Below are 15,646 nucleotides of genomic sequence, written 5' to 3'. Positions count from 1 at the left end.
AAAAGCGCCGCTAACCGGCGCTTTTTATTGTCGTAGTATAAAGATCAGCCGCTGATCAGCTTTACTTCCATGAAGTCTTCCAGCCCCCATTTGCCGCCCTCGCGGCCATTGCCTGATTGCTTGTAGCCGCCAAACGGACTTCCCGGTGCACGCGATGTGCCGTTGATCTGCACCATGCCAGCGCGCAATTTGCGAGCCACGCGTTTTGCGCGTTCCGGACTACCGGTCTGGATATAGGCTGCAAGCCCGTATGGAGTGTCGTTGGCAATGGCGACGGCTTCTTCTTCGGTATCGAACGGGATCATTGCAAGCACCGGTCCGAAGATTTCTTCGCGAGCAATCGTCATGTCATTGTATACGTCGGCAAAGACGGTTGGCTTGACGAAATCACCTTCGGTGAACCCGTCGGGACGTCCCGTACCACCCGCAACAAGCCGTGCACCTTCGTCAATGCCCTTCTGGATCAGGTGTTGAACTTTCTCGAACTGGATTGAGGAGGAAAGCGGGCCGATGTGATCGCCTTCCTTTGCCGGGTCGCCGACCTTCGTGCCTTCTGTTATCTTTTTCGCGAGGTCTACTGCCTTGTCGTAAACTGAGCGCTCCACGAGCATGCGCGTCGGCGCATTACAGGACTGTCCGGTATTCTCGAAGCAATGCGCAAGGCTGCGTGCCATAGTCTTTTCAAGATCGGCGTCGGCGAAAACGATGTTCGGCGATTTGCCACCAAGCTCCAGCGAAACGCGCTTTACCGTTGCTGCTGCTGCTCGCGAAACTGCCGTTCCGGCGCGGGTCGAGCCGGTGAAGGACATCATGTCGACATCTGGGTGTTGCGACAAGGCTTCGCCAACAACGGTGCCTTCACCATTGACGAGATTGAAAACGCCTTTCGGGAAACCTGCCTGATCCACAAATTCGGCAAAGAGCATGGCCGACATCGGCGCAATCTCGGACGGCTTCAGGACGACGGTGCAGCCAACCGCAAGTGCTGGAATAACTTTCAGCGCGATCTGGTTCATCGGCCAGTTCCACGGCGTAATGAGGCCGCAAACACCGATTGGTTCGCGCACGACCGTCTGGTTCGGGTGTTTCGGAGAAAGGATCTCTTCGAACTCGAAGTTTTCGAAGGCCGCAATGAAAGCCTTGGTATGCGAGAGGCCTGCCGCTGCCTGCGATTCCCGCGCAAGTGTAATCGGTGCACCCATTTCGAGTGAAATTGCCTTGGCCATTTCGTCCAGACGGGTTTCGTAAATCTCCACTAACCGTCGGATGTAACCGATGCGTTCTTCCGCCGGGGTTTCGCTCCAGGACGGAAAAGCCTTGCGTGCGGCTGCGACCGCCAGGTCGATGTCTTTTGCGGAACCGGCAGAGATGACGGCATAAGGCTTTTCGTTGGCGGGGTTGATGACCTCAATGGTCTTGGCTTCTATCGGAGCGCGCCACGCTCCATCAATATAGAAGTCTGTTTTCTGGTCGAGGTTTTTCTGAAGCATTGTGCCGTCCTCCGTCGTGCTGAATGTTCGAGTTCAGCATAAGCCAACCCGATTTGCTTTCGACACTAATGCCGGGACATGGCAGCGTCAAAACAGAAGGGTGCATGGAAACATCAATTTTTCTTATTCATTATCGTAGGCTTCAACATCAAAACCCAGGGCAACCAGTCCTTCTTCCAGATAATCTCCGAGAAGCGGTGTGCCTATGAGATATTTGGCTTCACGGCCATTGTCACGATCAGCGGCGGTTGAGAGGGCTTCGTCCCATTCTTCCGCACTGAAATCTCCGCGTCCAACCCACATCAAAGCGAGCAGTTCCTGCCGCTCATCTATGTTCAGGGACCGGATAGCCGCAAAGAGTTCCTTGCGGGTGGGATTTGCCAGTGAGGCGTCGAGAATATCAACTTCATTGTCATCGCTGGCATTTGACCCGGATTCTTCATCGGTTGCGGGAACCTGAACGTCATACTCCCGGGCCTTGGCGATTATAAACTCCAGATTGTCGATATTGTTGACCAGCTCGACCACGCTTGCCTCCGTTACCTAGAGCATTTCCAGCAAAAGTGCGAAGTGGTTTTGCGTAGGATAATGCGTAAAAACAAAGAGATAGAGAATTTCCAGCAGTTCAATTTAAACTGGAAATTCTCTGGGTTGTTTGGCAAACAACGCTTTCGCAAAGCCTTGGTTCCGGCTGTCTCAGGGAGCAGGATCAGCTTCGCGCAGCCTGTAGCCGACGCCTGTTTCGGTTAGAATATAATGCGGCTGATCCGGGGATTTTTCAATCTTCTGTCTCAGCTGGCGGACATAGATGCGAAGATATTGCACATCAGCCGCCGGCCCCCAGACCTGGCTGAGAATAAAATGGTGCGTCAGCACTTTTCCGGCATGCTGCACGAGAAGACGGAGGATATCGTATTCCTTCGGCGACAGTTTAATTTCTTCACCATTGAGTTTCACAATACGGCGCACAAGATCGACGGTTAGGCCGTCACTCTGGAAAAGTGGCTTTTCTCCCTGCTGTTGCAACCTGTGCCGCAACGCGACCCGCAAACGCGCGGCCAGTTCCTTCATACCGAAAGGTTTCGGGACATAGTCATCGGCTCCTTCTTCAAGTGCACGAACAATCCCCGCTTCGTCGGTTCGGCTTGAGAGGACGAGAATAGGCAAGGTCACGCCGGTTTCTCTCCAGCGTTGAAGCAGCGCATGTCCATCAGTGTCAGGAAGACCCAGATCAAGCACCACGATATCGGGCTTTTCCGTCGTAATACGCTCGTCGGCTTCGCCACCATTCACGGCCTCGACGACGGTGTAGCCTTCCGTCGTCAGTCCGACCCGCAACAGTTTGCGGATGGCTGGTTCATCGTCGACAACAAGAATTTTCAGTTTCGGATCGTTCATGAGTTTTTGTCAACTTCATCAGCTGGGACGGGCAAAGCGATTGTAAAGACGGCACCGGTGCCTTCATGCCGATTTCCGGCCCGAATAGAGCCCCCCATTGCTTCGATGAAACCGCGAGCGATTGAAAGCCCCAGTCCGGTACCGGCCTGCACGTGATCACCTTTACGCACACGATAGAACGTATCGAACACGCGCTCCAGATCGCCGGGTGGAATACCTGGACCCCGATCACTGATTTCCAGTGTTATACGAGACGGAGCAGCATGAGCCTTAATTGTAATCGGTGTGTTTTCGGGGGCATATTTCGCCGCATTGTCGAACAGATTGAACAAGACCTGCTCGAACAGAACGGCATCAAGCTGAACCATAGGCAAATCAGCTGGAACGGCAATGTTGACCTGATGATGAACCAGAATCTTGGCTGCACGATTGAGCGCCGCCCCAATGAGATCGCCAACATAATGAAGCGACAGATTAGGCTTCATTGCACCTGCTTCAATCCGCGTCATATCGAGGAGGTTTGCGATGAAGCGGTTCAAGCGCTCTGATTGGTCCACCACGGTTGCAACGAGATCGGAACGGTCTGTATCTGGCAATGAGCTGGAATAGTCGCGCAAGGTCGTGGCTGCGCCCAGAATTGCCGCCAGCGGGGTCTTCAGATCGTGTGAGATTGAGGTGAGCAGGGCCGAACGCAATTTGTCAGCTTCGGCGGCGAGTTTTGCTCGCTCCACATCACCGACAAGCTGAACGCGTTCGATGGCAATTGCGGCCTGATCGGCCAAAGCCTCGAAGAGACGCTGTTGTTCAGGCGTGAGGATAGGCCCCATGCGATCATTGTCGAGGCCGATGACGCCAACTGATGTTCTGGCGGTTTTGAGAGGCAGATAGAGCCGCTTGGCACCCGGTAAAGTATTGGCACCACGCCCAGCGGGAAGGTCGTGTTCCCAGGTCCAGTGTGCTGCAGCGATATCGGCATCATCCAGAGTGTCATCAGGCGGATAACCACCTCTGACCGTTATACTGTTTCCTTCAGGGAGAAGCATCACGACCCGCACCTTGAGCATTGATGCGATCTGGAATGCGGTGGCCCATAACACATCATCGAGCGAGCCAGTCCCTGCCAGCTTTTTACTGAAGAGATATAGATCTTCCGTCATGCGTGCACGTTGCCGTGCCGCTGCAGCCTGCCGCTGGACCCGGCTCGCCAGATTGCTGGCAATGAAACTCACGAACAGGAAGAAAACCAGCGCCACAACACTTTCAGGATCGGCGATGGAAAGCGTGTAGAGGGGAGAAAGAAAGAAGAAATTATAGGCGAAAGCGCTAAGTACGGATGCGAAAAGCGCTGGCCAAAGACCAAGGGTGACCGCAACACCAAGAACGCCGACAACGAACACCAGTGCTATGCTGCGCACATCCAGAAACTGGTCGAGCAGCAAGCCGGTGACAAGCGCTATTCCTGTCATCACCATACCGATCAGATAGGGCGTGATGTCGGGCGTTGCCTTCTGACTGGCGGTCTTTACCTTACGAGGGGTCTCCCCGTTTTCATAGTCGACACCTGCCGTTATGTGAATATCGATGGCGCCGGAGAGCCGCACCAGTTCTCGTGCGATGGAGCCGTCAATCATCTCACGCCAGCGCGATTTTATCGATTTTCCGGCGACGATCTGGGTAAAGTTGTGTGTTGAAGCGTAGCGAACAATGTCTTCGGCGACGGATTGACCGGGAATGATGATGGTTTCCCCGCCGAGCTGTTCGGCAAGCCTCAGTGCCGTTGCAAGCCTGTCCTTTGCTTCTTCAGTAAGCCCCGCAGACCGTGCCGTTTCTATATGGATGGCCGCCCAAGGTGCGCGAAGACGATCCGCAAGCCGACGTGCATAGCGAACCAGCGATATACTACGGGGGCGTTCGTCGACCGCAACCAATATGCGGTCGCCTGCGGCCCATGGCCCTTCAATGGCATGGGCACGCATGTGACTGAGCAGTTGCTCATCGACACGCTGGGCGGTGCGGCGCAGTGCCAATTCACGCAATGCGGTCAGATTCCCGGAAGAAAAGTAATTGTGGATCGCTCGTTTCGCGGTCTTTGGTAGGTAAATCTTGCCTTCATTAAGACGTTTGATGAGATCATTCGGCGTGAGATCGATAAGCTCAATGTCGTCGGCACGGTCGATGATGCTGTCGGGTACTGTTTCACGCACACGGATACGCGTGATCTGTGCCACAACATCATTTAGGCTTTCGACATGCTGGATGTTGAGCGTCGTATAGACATCAATCCCGCGCGCCAGAATTTCCTCGACATCCTGATAACGTTTGGGGTGTCTGCTGCCCGGTGCATTCGTGTGCGCCAGTTCATCCACAAGAACCAGTTGTGGTTTGCGGGCCAGCACCGCATCTATATCCATTTCATCCAAGAGATGCCCGCGATAGGCCACTTGCGCACGCGGAATAATCTCAAGCCCTTCCGTCAGCGCTTCGGTTTCCACTCGACCATGTGTCTCGACAACGCCGATGACGACATCTATGCCATCAGCTCTGCGCGCGCGACCGGACATCAGCATTTCATAGGTTTTACCAACACCCGGTGCGGCACCGAGAAATATCTTCAGGCGGCCACGCGTTTCGCGTTCCGCCTGTTCAAGCAGAGCATCGGGAGAAGGTCTGTTCTCGCCGAAGCGAAGCGGGTCCGATGTCAAATAAAGCTCCTGAAAGGAAGGGCGGCAAATCATGCCGCCGCCAGTTATTCTACTTGGTGCTGGTCCTGTCCAGAACAAGGTTCAGCTTCAGAACATTGACCACCGGTTCCCCAAGAAATCCGAGCTCACGAGCTTCAACTTGTTGCTCAACAATCTCTCGCAGTGCGGCTTCATCGATCCCGCGCGCCTTTGCGACACGCGGCACCTGATAGAAAGCTGTTTCCGGTGAAATATGCGGATCGAGACCGCTTGCGGATGTTGTCACAAGGTCAATCGGTGGTCGTGCAGAACCTTCGTCTTGTGACAGAGCGGTGGCGTCAGCTTTAATTCGCTCAATGAGTTTTGGATTGGTTGGGCCAAGATTGGACCCGCCAGAACTCGCGGCATCATAACCGTTTTGTCCTGCCGCAGATGGGCGGCCGTGAAAATAGCGGTCGCCGGTAAAACCCTGTCCGATCAACTCGGAACCAATGATTGTACCGTCCTTTTCGATCAGGCTGCCATTGGCATTAGCGGGAAAGATCACCTGGGCGATACCTGTCATGCCGAGCGGGTAGAGCAACCCGGTTATGACAGTGAGCGAAACGATCATGACAAGTGCTGGACGAAGTTGTTTCAGCATTTTTGTTAATCCTTATGCGAGGCCAAGGGCGGTAATGGCCATATCGATGGCCTTGATGCCAATGAATGGCACGATGACGCCGCCGAGGCCGTAGATCAGAAGATTGCGCGAGAGGAGCGTACCTGCACCGACCGGCTTGTAGGTCACACCTTTCAGCGAAAGCGGGATCAGAGCCACAATAATCAGGGCATTGAAGATGATGGCCGACAGGATGGCGCTCTGCGGCGTGGAGAGTCCCATGATATTGAGCGCGCCAAGCTGAGGATAGAAAGCCAGAAACATAGCCGGAATGATCGCAAAATATTTTGCAATGTCATTGGCGATGGAGAAGGTCGTCAACGCTCCCCGTGTCATCAGCAATTGCTTGCCGATTTCAACGATTTCAATGAGCTTGGTGGGATCGCTATCAAGATCGACCATATTGCCTGCTTCTCGCGCGGCAACCGTGCCGGTATTCATGGCCACGCCGACATCCGCCTGAGCAAGGGCAGGGGCGTCGTTTGTACCGTCTCCGCACATTGCAACAAGTTTCCCCTTCGCCTGTTCCTCTCGGATAAGCGACAGCTTGTTTTCTGGCGTTGCCTGCGCAAGAAAGTCATCCACACCTGCTTCGGCAGCGATGGCTGCTGCGGTCATAGGGTTGTCGCCGGTAATCATGACAGTGCGGATACCCATCCGGCGCAATTCGGCAAAGCGCTCGCGGATGCCGCCTTTGACGATGTCCTTCAGGTGCACGACACCGAGAAGGTGGCCATCTTTAGCGACGGCAAGCGGTGTGCCGCCAGCCTTGGCGATTGTGTCAGCGATAGACTGTAGTTCCGACAGTGTTCTTTCATCGGCGTGGCTATTCTGGTCCACATAGGCAAGCACAGCATCCACAGCGCCTTTGCGAATGACGGAACCCTCAATATCGACGCCGCTCATGCGGCTTTGCGCGGTGAATGGTACAAAATGGGCGTGAAGACCTTGCATGTCACGGCCACGTAAACCGTATTTTTCCTTGGCCAGAACGACGATGGAACGACCTTCGGGCGTTTCGTCGGCAAGCGAGGCCAGTTGCGCTGCATCGGCAAGCTCTTGCTCGGTTACGCCATTGACCGGCACAAAAGCGGTCGCCTGACGATTGCCAAGAGTGATCGTGCCGGTCTTGTCAAGCAGAAGCGTGTCCACATCACCCGCTGCCTCGACCGCACGACCGGACATGGCAAGCACGTTGAAGCGTACGAGGCGGTCCATGCCTGCGATACCAATGGCAGAAAGCAAGGCGCCGATTGTCGTCGGGATCAGGGTCACGAAGAGCGCAACCAGCACCGTGACGGGGATATAACCGCCTGCATAAGTCGCAAAGCTAGGGATCGTAACAACGGCGAGCACGAATATCAGCGTCATGCCTGCAAGCAGAATGTTGAGCGCGATCTCGTTGGGTGTCTTCTGGCGTTCTGCACCTTCCACCAGCCTAATCATCTTGTCGATAAAGGTGGAACCCTGCGCGGCGGTGATGCGTACCTTGATCCAGTCGGACAAAACTTGTGTTCCACCTGTAACGGCAGAGCGATCGCCGCCAGATTCACGGATGACAGGCGCGGATTCGCCGGTAATGGCGGCTTCATTGACGGATGCGACACCTTCAATGACTTCACCGTCGGAAGGGATGATGTCATTGGCTTCCACAAGAACGATATCGCCAACTTTCAAGCTCGTTCCCGGCACACTTTTCCAGTTTGGTCCCTCGGGACTATCCAGAAGTTTAGCTTGTGTTTCCGTTCGTGTCCGGCGCAGCGAGTCTGCTTGTGCCTTGCCTCGGCCTTCTGCGACGGCCTCGGCAAAATTCGCAAACAGAACTGTGAACCACAGCCACAAGACGATCTGGAATGAAAAGCCGACACTGGGATTGCCGGTGGCGACGTCTTTCAGCAGCAGCAAAGTTGTAAGCGCTGAAACGACGGCAACCACGAACATCACCGGATTGCGCGCAAGACTCCTGGGATTGAGCTTGCGAAAGGCATCGCCGATGGCGGGTAAAAGGATGCGGGCATCGAGAATGCTCGCGGATTTGGACTGGCTCATAACAGAGACTCCAGTAAAATTACGTTTCCGTTCGGAAAGCTCAGATCAATCCGGCAAGCTGAACCGCGAGAAGGACGGCGGTCGTTGCCAGAAGGATCGAGAGAATGCAGCTTGAGGGTTTGAGCATCAAAACATCTGCCCCTTGATCATTGCGAGGTGTTCGGCAATGGGGCCGAGCGCCAGCGCCGGGAAGAAGATCAGTCCTCCAACCACAAGAATGACACCGATCAGCAAGCCGACGAAAAGCGGCCCTGTCGTCGGGAAGGTGCCTGCAGATTGCGGTGCAGCTTTCTTGGCGACAAGTGAACCGGCGATCGCCATGGCAGGCAGGATCACGAGAAACCGGCCCATCAGCATGGCAAGCCCGATGGTGATGTTATACCAGGGCGTATTGCCGGAGAGGCCGCCGAAGGCCGAACCATTATTCGCTGTGCCTGAGGTATAGGCATAGAGAATTTCCGAGAAACCATGTGGTCCGGGATTGGCGATCGATGCCAGCCCTGTTGGAATAACGGACGCTATGGCGGTAAAACCCAGAATTGATAACGGAAGGCAGAGAACGGCGAGCATCGCCATTTTCACTTCCTTGGCTTCGATCTTCTTGCCCAGATATTCAGGCGTGCGTCCAACCATCAGCCCGGCCACGAAAACGGCAACGACAACAAACAGGACGATACCGTAGAAGCCTGCACCTACGCCGCCGATGATGATCTCGCCCAGCATCATGTTGATCATGGGGATCATTCCGCCCAGTGCCATCATGCTGTCATGCATGGCGATCACTGCACCGCATGATGCAGCGGTGGTAACGACGGCGAAGAGCGCGGACATTGCGATGCCGAAACGTGTCTCCTTGCCTTCCATGTTGCCACCATCAACACTGAGTGCATGGATGAGGGGATTACCGGCAGCTTCTGCCCAGTAGCAGATTGCAACGCCTGCGACGAACAATATGCCCATCGCAGCAAAGATTGCCCAACCCTGACGTTCGTTGCCGACCATTCGCCCGAAGACGTTGGTAAGCGAAGCGCCGATTGCGAAGATCGCAACCATCTGGATCATGTTGGAGATGGCATCCGGGTTTTCAAAAGGATGCGCGGAATTGGCATTGAAGAAACCGCCGCCATTGGTGCCGAGCATCTTGATGGCGAGCTGCGAGGCAACCGGCCCAAGCGCGATCACCTGTCTCGCGCCTTCCAGCGTCGTTGCTTCGGCATAAACACCAATTGTTTGCGGCACACCGAGGCTGACGAAAGCCAAGGTAAGAATAATGCACAAGGGCAAAAGGACGTAGAGTGTGCATCGTGTAAGATCGACCCAGAAATTTCCGAGCGTCTTCATGGATTTGCGCGAGAATGCACGAATGAGTGCAATGGCGATGGCAACGCCAGTAGCAGCCGAGACGAAGTTCTGAACCGTCAGTCCTGCCATTTGCGTCAGGTAGGACATGGTGCTTTCGCCACCATAGTTCTGCCAGTTGGTGTTGGTAACAAAACTGGCAGTGGTGTTGAAGGCCAGGTCCGCCGGAACGTCGCTCATACCCATCGGGTTGAAGGGCAGAGAGCCCTGAAACCGTTGCAGCATGTAAAGCAGCAAAAAGCCGGCCAGATTGAACAACAGCAGGGAAGCAGCATAGGTTGTCCAGTGCTGTTCTTCTCGTTCGGTTGTGCCTGCGAGGCGGTAAAGCCCCCGCTCGACCGGAACGAGTACAGGTGAAAGGAGCGTCCGTTCACCGCCGAAAACGCGCGTCATGTAGCCGCCGAGCGGTTTGACGAGCAAAATGATGATCCCGCAAAAAACGAGGATCTGAATCCATCCATTGATTGTCATGGTCTTTTCCGAGGCCTGAAAGGCTGCCGGTTACGCGGGCTTGGCCGGAGATCGGCCTAGAACCGCTCCGGTCGTATGAGCGCGTAAAGGAGATAAGCGGCTAGAAAGGCTGCAACCAAGGCGCCAGCGACGTATTCGATCATCATGGCGACGCCTCAAAGCCTTTCGCAGATGCGCAGATAGCCGAACAGCAGCGCGAAGAAGCCGATGCCGATTGCAAGGACGGCGAAATCCATAGTCATGCCTGAATTGCCCTAAGGGGCTCCCTGTTTCTTACAGGGACATTATGTTGCCGCATTGCATAGGGTTTCGAGAGCGAGCGCTGCTTCAAAAAATAAAAAACTCATATATGGAATGCGGTCGATAAAGGCCGATGTTGCCGTCTTGTCTTTCACTAGAGCGATGTTGCCGCGGCAGCTGCACGACCGGCCGTTCGTCCGGAAAAGATGCAGCCGCCGAGGAATGTGCCTTCAAGTGCATTGTACCCATGATAACCGCCACCGCCGAAGCCTGCAGCTTCGCCTGCAGCGTATAGACCGGGCACCTTTTCTCCTGCCGCATTGAGAACTTGGGCGTCCATATCGGTATGTAAACCGCCAAGTGTCTTGCGTGTCAGAATATGAAGTTTGACGGCAATAAGCGGACCGTTGGAGGGTTCCAGCAGAGAATGCAGCGGCACGGCGCGCGTGAGACGGTCACCGATATAGGCTCGGGCATTATGGACCGCCATCACCTGAGCATCCTTGGAGTAGCGGTTGACGATCTCGCGATCTCGCGCTTCGATTTGATCACGGATGTGGTCAGGCTTCAGAAGCTTCTCTCCCGTCAAACCGTTCATTTTTGCAATGAGCTCATCCAGTGTTCCAGCTGTGATGAAATCTGCTCCGTTATCGAGAAAGGCTTGGACCGGCGGCGGTGGCGCTTTACCGAGGCGACTTTTAAGCAAAAGCTTCCAGTTTTTGCCCGTGAGGTCCGGATTTTGTTCCGATCCGGACAGAGAGAACTCTTTGCGGATGATTTTTTCGGTCAGGATGAACCACGAATAGTCGTAGCCGGTCGAAAGAATATGTTTGAGCGTGCCAAGAGTGTCGAAGCCAGGAAGATAGGGAGCGGGAAGACGATTGCCCTTAGCGTCGAACCAAATGGAAGAAGGCCCCGGCAGAATGCGAATGCCATGGTTCGGCCAGATCGGGTTCCAGTTTCGCACGCCTTCCGTATAGTGCCACATGCGATCAGCATTGATGACATGGCCGCCCGCAGCCACGGCAATATCTATGCCGCGTCCATCTACATGAGCTGGTACTCCCAATACCATTTCTTTCGGGGGAATGCCGAGCCTGTCGCGCGGCCATGCCCTTCGAACCTTGTCGGGGTCACCGCCTATGCCGCCAGATGTGACGATTACACAGTCAGCAAAATAGGCAAATTCGCCAATGGTGTCGCGTGACGAAGATTGCCCGCGCTCGACAGTCGATGGCACCAGCACCTCTCCATAGACACCACTGACGCGCCCGCCGGTAGTGGCGATGCTATTGACTCTATGACGGCATTTTAGGGTTATGAGCCCTTTGCTGATTGCTGCACGGAGCGATCGTTCAAATGGTGCTACGACAGCAGGTCCTGTTCCCCAGGTTACATGAAAACGTGGCACTGAGTTGCCGTGACCATCGGCTTTTGCTCCGCCACGCTCCGCCCAGCCAACAACAGGAAACCAGCGCATACCGAGACCATGCAGCCATCGGCGCATTTCTCCTGCAGCAAATTCCAGATAGGATTCGGCCCAGCGTTTCGGCCAACGATCTTCCGCCCGATCAAATTGTGCCGATCCAAACCAGTCCTGCCGCGCGAGGTCGATATTGTCCTTGATGCCAAGGCGACGCTGTTCCGGGCTGTCGACCATAAATAATCCGCCGAGTGACCAGAACGCTTGTCCACCAATGGAATTGTCACCTTCCTGTTCGAGAAGAATGACCTTGCGACCCGCTAGAGCCAACTCATGAGCGGCAACAAGCCCAGCTAATCCGGCACCGATGATGATTGCATCCGCATTCTCCATCCCCGCTTCCTCTCTCCCAAAAGGCGCTCGATGAGCGCATCGTGACTGAAGGGATGACGTGTTGCAAGCGGTCGTCGGGTGTATTCAACCGAAGAAATAAGGCACGATCCAGTCGGCAATCAGCTTGATGGAAAGTCCAAACAAGGTCAGCTGCACGAGCAGGAAAAATGGACCGTCGGGCATGATCCGGGTCAGCTTTGCGCCGACAAAGGTGCCAATAACAGCGGCAGGGACAAGCCAAAGGCCAAGTGATGTATCGAGATTGGAAAACTGCTGCAACTGCCAGTAGGGCACAAGCTTTACGGCGTTGACGATGGCAAAAAGAATAGTCGATGTGCCAGCGAAAACCAGTTTTGGAAGATGCTGTGGCAGCACGTACATCTGGAACGGTGGCGCCCCGGAATGCGAGACGAAACTGGTCAGGCCCGTGAGAACGCCCCAGAAAACGCCGCCTGGAACATCCGCCTTTCGCGCACTTTTGCGGTAAAGTGCCCCGAACCAAGCATTGAAGCAGAAAAGGATGCCGACCAAGCCGACCAGCATTCCGATGAAGGTAGGAGAAAGATGGGCGCTAAACATCCAACCAACGCCAACGCCGAGAATTGCTGCTGGGGTCAGGATTGCAAGATTGCGTGCCGAGAAGTGATGGCGATAAAGATATAGGCCAAACATGTCGCTGATGACATAGATCGGAAGCAAAAGCGCGGCGGCGGTGACCGGCGATATGACCAGCGCCATCAAAGGAACCGCGAGCGTACCGACGGACGGCAAGCCACCTTTCGAAAGCCCGACAAGAAATGCCGCAATGACTGCGATTGCGAGAAAAAGAGGCGTGTGTTCGAGCATGTGATAGGGCAGCTTTGCGGTGGGGGGAGAAAACATCTCCGGCGTTGGGCCGGAGATGTTGTGATTGGATGTCAGGCGTGGGCCCATTCCCAGTAAAGCGCCCGCGCCCGCTTCGTCAGTGGTCCATATTCAAGTTTGCGATCATCAAAACCGACAATTGGCACAACTTTGCTCATATTGCCTGTCGAGAAGATTTCATCCGCTTCGCGGAAATCTTCGATCTTCAAAGTGGTTTCATGGACGGTGACGCCTGCTGTGCGCAAAAGCCCGATTACGCGCTGGCGAGTAATGCCGTTGAGGAATGTACCATTGGGCGCTGGTGTGAAAACCTCGCCACCACGTACCATGAAGACGTTTGAGGTTGCTGTCTCCGCAACGTTGCCAAGCACGTCGGTCACCAGCGCATTGTGAAAGCCTTTTGCCTTTGCCTCGCGCAGCATGCGTGCGTTGTTCGGATAAAGGCAGGCGGCCTTGGCATTGACCGGCATGACTTCCAGATATGGCCGACGGAACGATGTCGTGGTGACCGTGAAACCCTTCGGCTCGACCATGGGGATCGCTTCAAGGCAGAGTGCAAAATCCGTTGACGATGCGAGCGGAGCGACTGCGCTGGCGTCACCTTCTTCTGCCCAGTACATGGGACGGATATAAACGTCCGTTCCAGGCTTGAACTTTTTCAGGCCCTCACGCGCAAGCGTCTCGATGTCATTGGCGGAAAGTGTCGGTTCTAATCCCAAAACACGGGCTGAATCATTAGCGCGGGCAGAATGGCGGTCAAGGTCTGGTGTTACGCCTTCAAAGAGGCGTGCGCCATCAAATACCAGCGAACCAAGCCAGGTCGCTTGTGAGGCTGCACCGAGAATGCGAACATCGCCTTCACGCCATTCGCCCTTGTAATAGGTCCACATCGCGCGTTTATCGGTCATTTCCCTAGTCCTTTGACAATATATTGCTCGTGCTTCTGCCCGCGTCAGAGCGCTGTCAAACACAAATCGTTATCGGAAAAATGCTCAAAGCGTCTTGATATGGTTGAATCAGGTTAACGTCCTAAGCACTTCTGTTTGAAGCGTTATTTCATCAACCGTGGACAGGCTGCCTATATCGTAGGAGCAGGCAACGCCGGAGACAAGCGCGAACTTGTCACTGTTCGCTTTCAAGATTGTTCGGCCTTGTCTTCAACAAGCGCGGGAGTTGGTTCCGATGTGACGACAGCCGGAGGCCCCTCAACACCGCGTTGCCTTTCGCGGATAAAGGTGAAGAGACCGGAAATGGTAATGAGAACGATGCCGATCAGCATGGGCATATCTATGTGATCGTGGAAAACAAAATATCCGAAAAGGATCGCCCATATCATCTGGCTATACTGTGGGGACGCAATTGCACTTGCTGGCGCACGTTGGGCTGCAAGCATCAGCAGGATATTGGCTAGCGCAGCGAGAAGGCCATAGCCTGCGAGATAAACCCATTGCTCGGTATTTGGCGGCTCGTAGGACGGGACCATCAAAAACCCGCAGATGATGATCGGGCCGACAAGTCCGCTTGTATAAAGCGATATGCGCTTTTCATGTTTACCCATGACGCGGAAGATGATGATGCTCATCGCACCGCCCATGCCAGCCGCCAGTGCGCCTAGGTGGCCGATCGAGAGCTCCCTGAACCCGGGGCGGAGCACAATCAGAACGCCGATAAAGCCGATCAGAACCGCTGACCATCGCCGCCAGCCAACCTGTTCCTTCAAGAATACTACTGAAAGTATAGTCACGTAGGCTGGGAGAAGGAAAATGAGCGCGAAGGCTTCCGCCATAGAGAGATGTGTGAATGCCGTAACGCTTCCTATTGTTCCCATAGCCGCCGTTACGGTTCGCAATAGCCACATTTTGATATTGCTGGTGCGAAACATATCGAGCCAGACATCGTCAGCTTTCTTTGTAAATGGAATAGCCAGCAGACCAAGTACAGCGCCGAAGAATGCCACTTCGTAAGGTGACAGCGTGCCATCAAGAAACTTGACGCAGGCGTCGCTTACAGCGAATGCCGCATAGGACGCAAACGCGAGAAAAATACCGTAAAGCATGTCGATGTCCGAAAGAAACGGGGGGAGGAGTTCGTTCCTGCCTCTCCCTTAATCGATTAGAAGCTTATTGGCAAAAGGCTTTTCTGAAAATTCGCATTTAAGACTATAATTGGGCCATTGCTTGGAAAAGAAGTAAATTCGACCTTTTCAAGGTTTTGAGCTCAAGCAAAAACGCATGCCTCATTTGCAATCATATCCGTGGTGGAAATTTGGGCAAACGCCTATTTGATAATCATCCAAACGAGGAGAAAGCAAATGAACATTCGTCAGAAAGTACAGCAGTTCGTGTCCCGCCGCCGCGCTATCCGTGAGCTCGGTGCAATGGACGACCATCTTCTTGCCGATATCGGTGTTTCGCGTTCGCAGATTCACAGCGCCGTTTTCGGTAAGTAATAGCTTATGGCGTTTCTCTCGAAAGATCGCCCCATAAGTGAAAATCGAATAAAGTAACAAAGCGTCGGTCTCCAGTCCCGGCGCTTTTGTTTTATGCGTTGCCCCTTAAATAGTTTCTTGACCTGAAGGTCTGTGGTTCTGACTGCGCGATGCCGCTTTCCCAGTCGT

General features: G+C 54.4%; 13 protein-coding genes. 1 reads left to right on the top strand and 12 read right to left on the bottom strand.

Going from position 1 to position 15,646, the window contains the following annotated elements:
• Window positions 1–44: 44 nt before the first annotated feature.
• The 12 genes from OANT_RS19535 to OANT_RS19485 form a co-directional block, all read right to left on the bottom strand.
• A complete protein-coding gene (locus tag OANT_RS19535) occupies window positions 45–1,490 on the bottom strand; it encodes an aldehyde dehydrogenase family protein (protein ID WP_012093149.1) in 1,446 nt (481 codons plus the stop codon).
• A gap of 123 nt (window positions 1,491–1,613) precedes the next feature.
• Window positions 1,614–2,018 carry a DUF3775 domain-containing protein gene (locus tag OANT_RS19530; RefSeq protein ID WP_012093148.1) on the bottom strand — a complete coding sequence of 135 codons (405 nt, stop codon included), beginning with the start codon at window positions 2,016–2,018 and terminating at the stop codon, window positions 1,614–1,616.
• Between the two features lie 168 nt (window positions 2,019–2,186).
• A complete protein-coding gene (locus tag OANT_RS19525; protein ID WP_010658966.1) occupies window positions 2,187–2,888 on the bottom strand; it encodes a response regulator transcription factor in 702 nt (233 codons plus the stop codon).
• A complete protein-coding gene (locus tag OANT_RS19520; RefSeq protein ID WP_012093147.1) occupies window positions 2,885–5,623 on the bottom strand; it encodes a DUF4118 domain-containing protein in 2,739 nt (912 codons plus the stop codon). The genes OANT_RS19525 and OANT_RS19520 overlap by 4 nt, the downstream gene beginning before the upstream one ends.
• 16 nt (window positions 5,624–5,639) lie before the next feature.
• The gene (gene kdpC / locus OANT_RS19515) at window positions 5,640–6,212 is read right to left on the bottom strand and encodes a potassium-transporting ATPase subunit KdpC (RefSeq protein WP_012093146.1); all 573 of its coding nucleotides are present in this window, start codon (window positions 6,210–6,212) and stop codon (window positions 5,640–5,642) included.
• A 12-nt stretch (window positions 6,213–6,224) separates the two neighbouring features.
• Window positions 6,225–8,279: a potassium-transporting ATPase subunit KdpB gene (kdpB, locus tag OANT_RS19510; RefSeq protein ID WP_012093145.1), complete on the bottom strand. Its 2,055-nt coding sequence runs from the start codon at window positions 8,277–8,279 to the stop codon at window positions 6,225–6,227.
• Between the two features lie 126 nt (window positions 8,280–8,405).
• The gene (gene kdpA / locus OANT_RS19505; protein ID WP_012093144.1) at window positions 8,406–10,109 is read right to left on the bottom strand and encodes a potassium-transporting ATPase subunit KdpA; all 1,704 of its coding nucleotides are present in this window, start codon (window positions 10,107–10,109) and stop codon (window positions 8,406–8,408) included.
• A gap of 56 nt (window positions 10,110–10,165) precedes the next feature.
• Window positions 10,166–10,252, bottom strand: coding sequence for a K(+)-transporting ATPase subunit F (gene kdpF, locus OANT_RS25850; protein WP_235824429.1), 87 nt, complete (start codon window positions 10,250–10,252; stop codon window positions 10,166–10,168).
• Window positions 10,253–10,503: 251 nt separating this feature from the next.
• The gene (locus tag OANT_RS19500) at window positions 10,504–12,165 is read right to left on the bottom strand and encodes an FAD-binding dehydrogenase (RefSeq protein ID WP_012093143.1); all 1,662 of its coding nucleotides are present in this window, start codon (window positions 12,163–12,165) and stop codon (window positions 10,504–10,506) included.
• Between the two features lie 84 nt (window positions 12,166–12,249).
• On the bottom strand, window positions 12,250–13,011 hold the full coding sequence (locus OANT_RS19495) for a sulfite exporter TauE/SafE family protein (protein ID WP_040128285.1): 762 nt from the start codon (window positions 13,009–13,011) through the stop codon (window positions 12,250–12,252).
• A 71-nt stretch (window positions 13,012–13,082) separates the two neighbouring features.
• A complete protein-coding gene (locus tag OANT_RS19490; protein WP_012093141.1) occupies window positions 13,083–13,937 on the bottom strand; it encodes a branched-chain amino acid aminotransferase in 855 nt (284 codons plus the stop codon).
• Window positions 13,938–14,164: 227 nt separating this feature from the next.
• Complete coding sequence (locus tag OANT_RS19485; RefSeq protein ID WP_012093140.1) at window positions 14,165–15,085, bottom strand: DMT family transporter; 921 nt, start codon at window positions 15,083–15,085, stop codon at window positions 14,165–14,167.
• A 255-nt stretch (window positions 15,086–15,340) separates the two neighbouring features.
• Here OANT_RS19485 and OANT_RS25845 point away from each other — a divergent pair, with 255 nt between their 5' ends.
• Window positions 15,341–15,478 carry a DUF1127 domain-containing protein gene (locus OANT_RS25845; protein ID WP_010658957.1) on the top strand — a complete coding sequence of 46 codons (138 nt, stop codon included), beginning with the start codon at window positions 15,341–15,343 and terminating at the stop codon, window positions 15,476–15,478.
• The last annotated feature ends 168 nt before the right edge of the window (window positions 15,479–15,646 follow it).

Origin of the sequence: Brucella anthropi ATCC 49188 (assembly GCF_000017405.1) — a bacterium.
GTDB lineage: Bacteria > Pseudomonadota > Alphaproteobacteria > Rhizobiales > Rhizobiaceae > Brucella > Brucella anthropi.
Note: the sequence above shows the minus strand (reverse complement) of the source record. Positions and strands in the feature narration are given on the sequence as shown.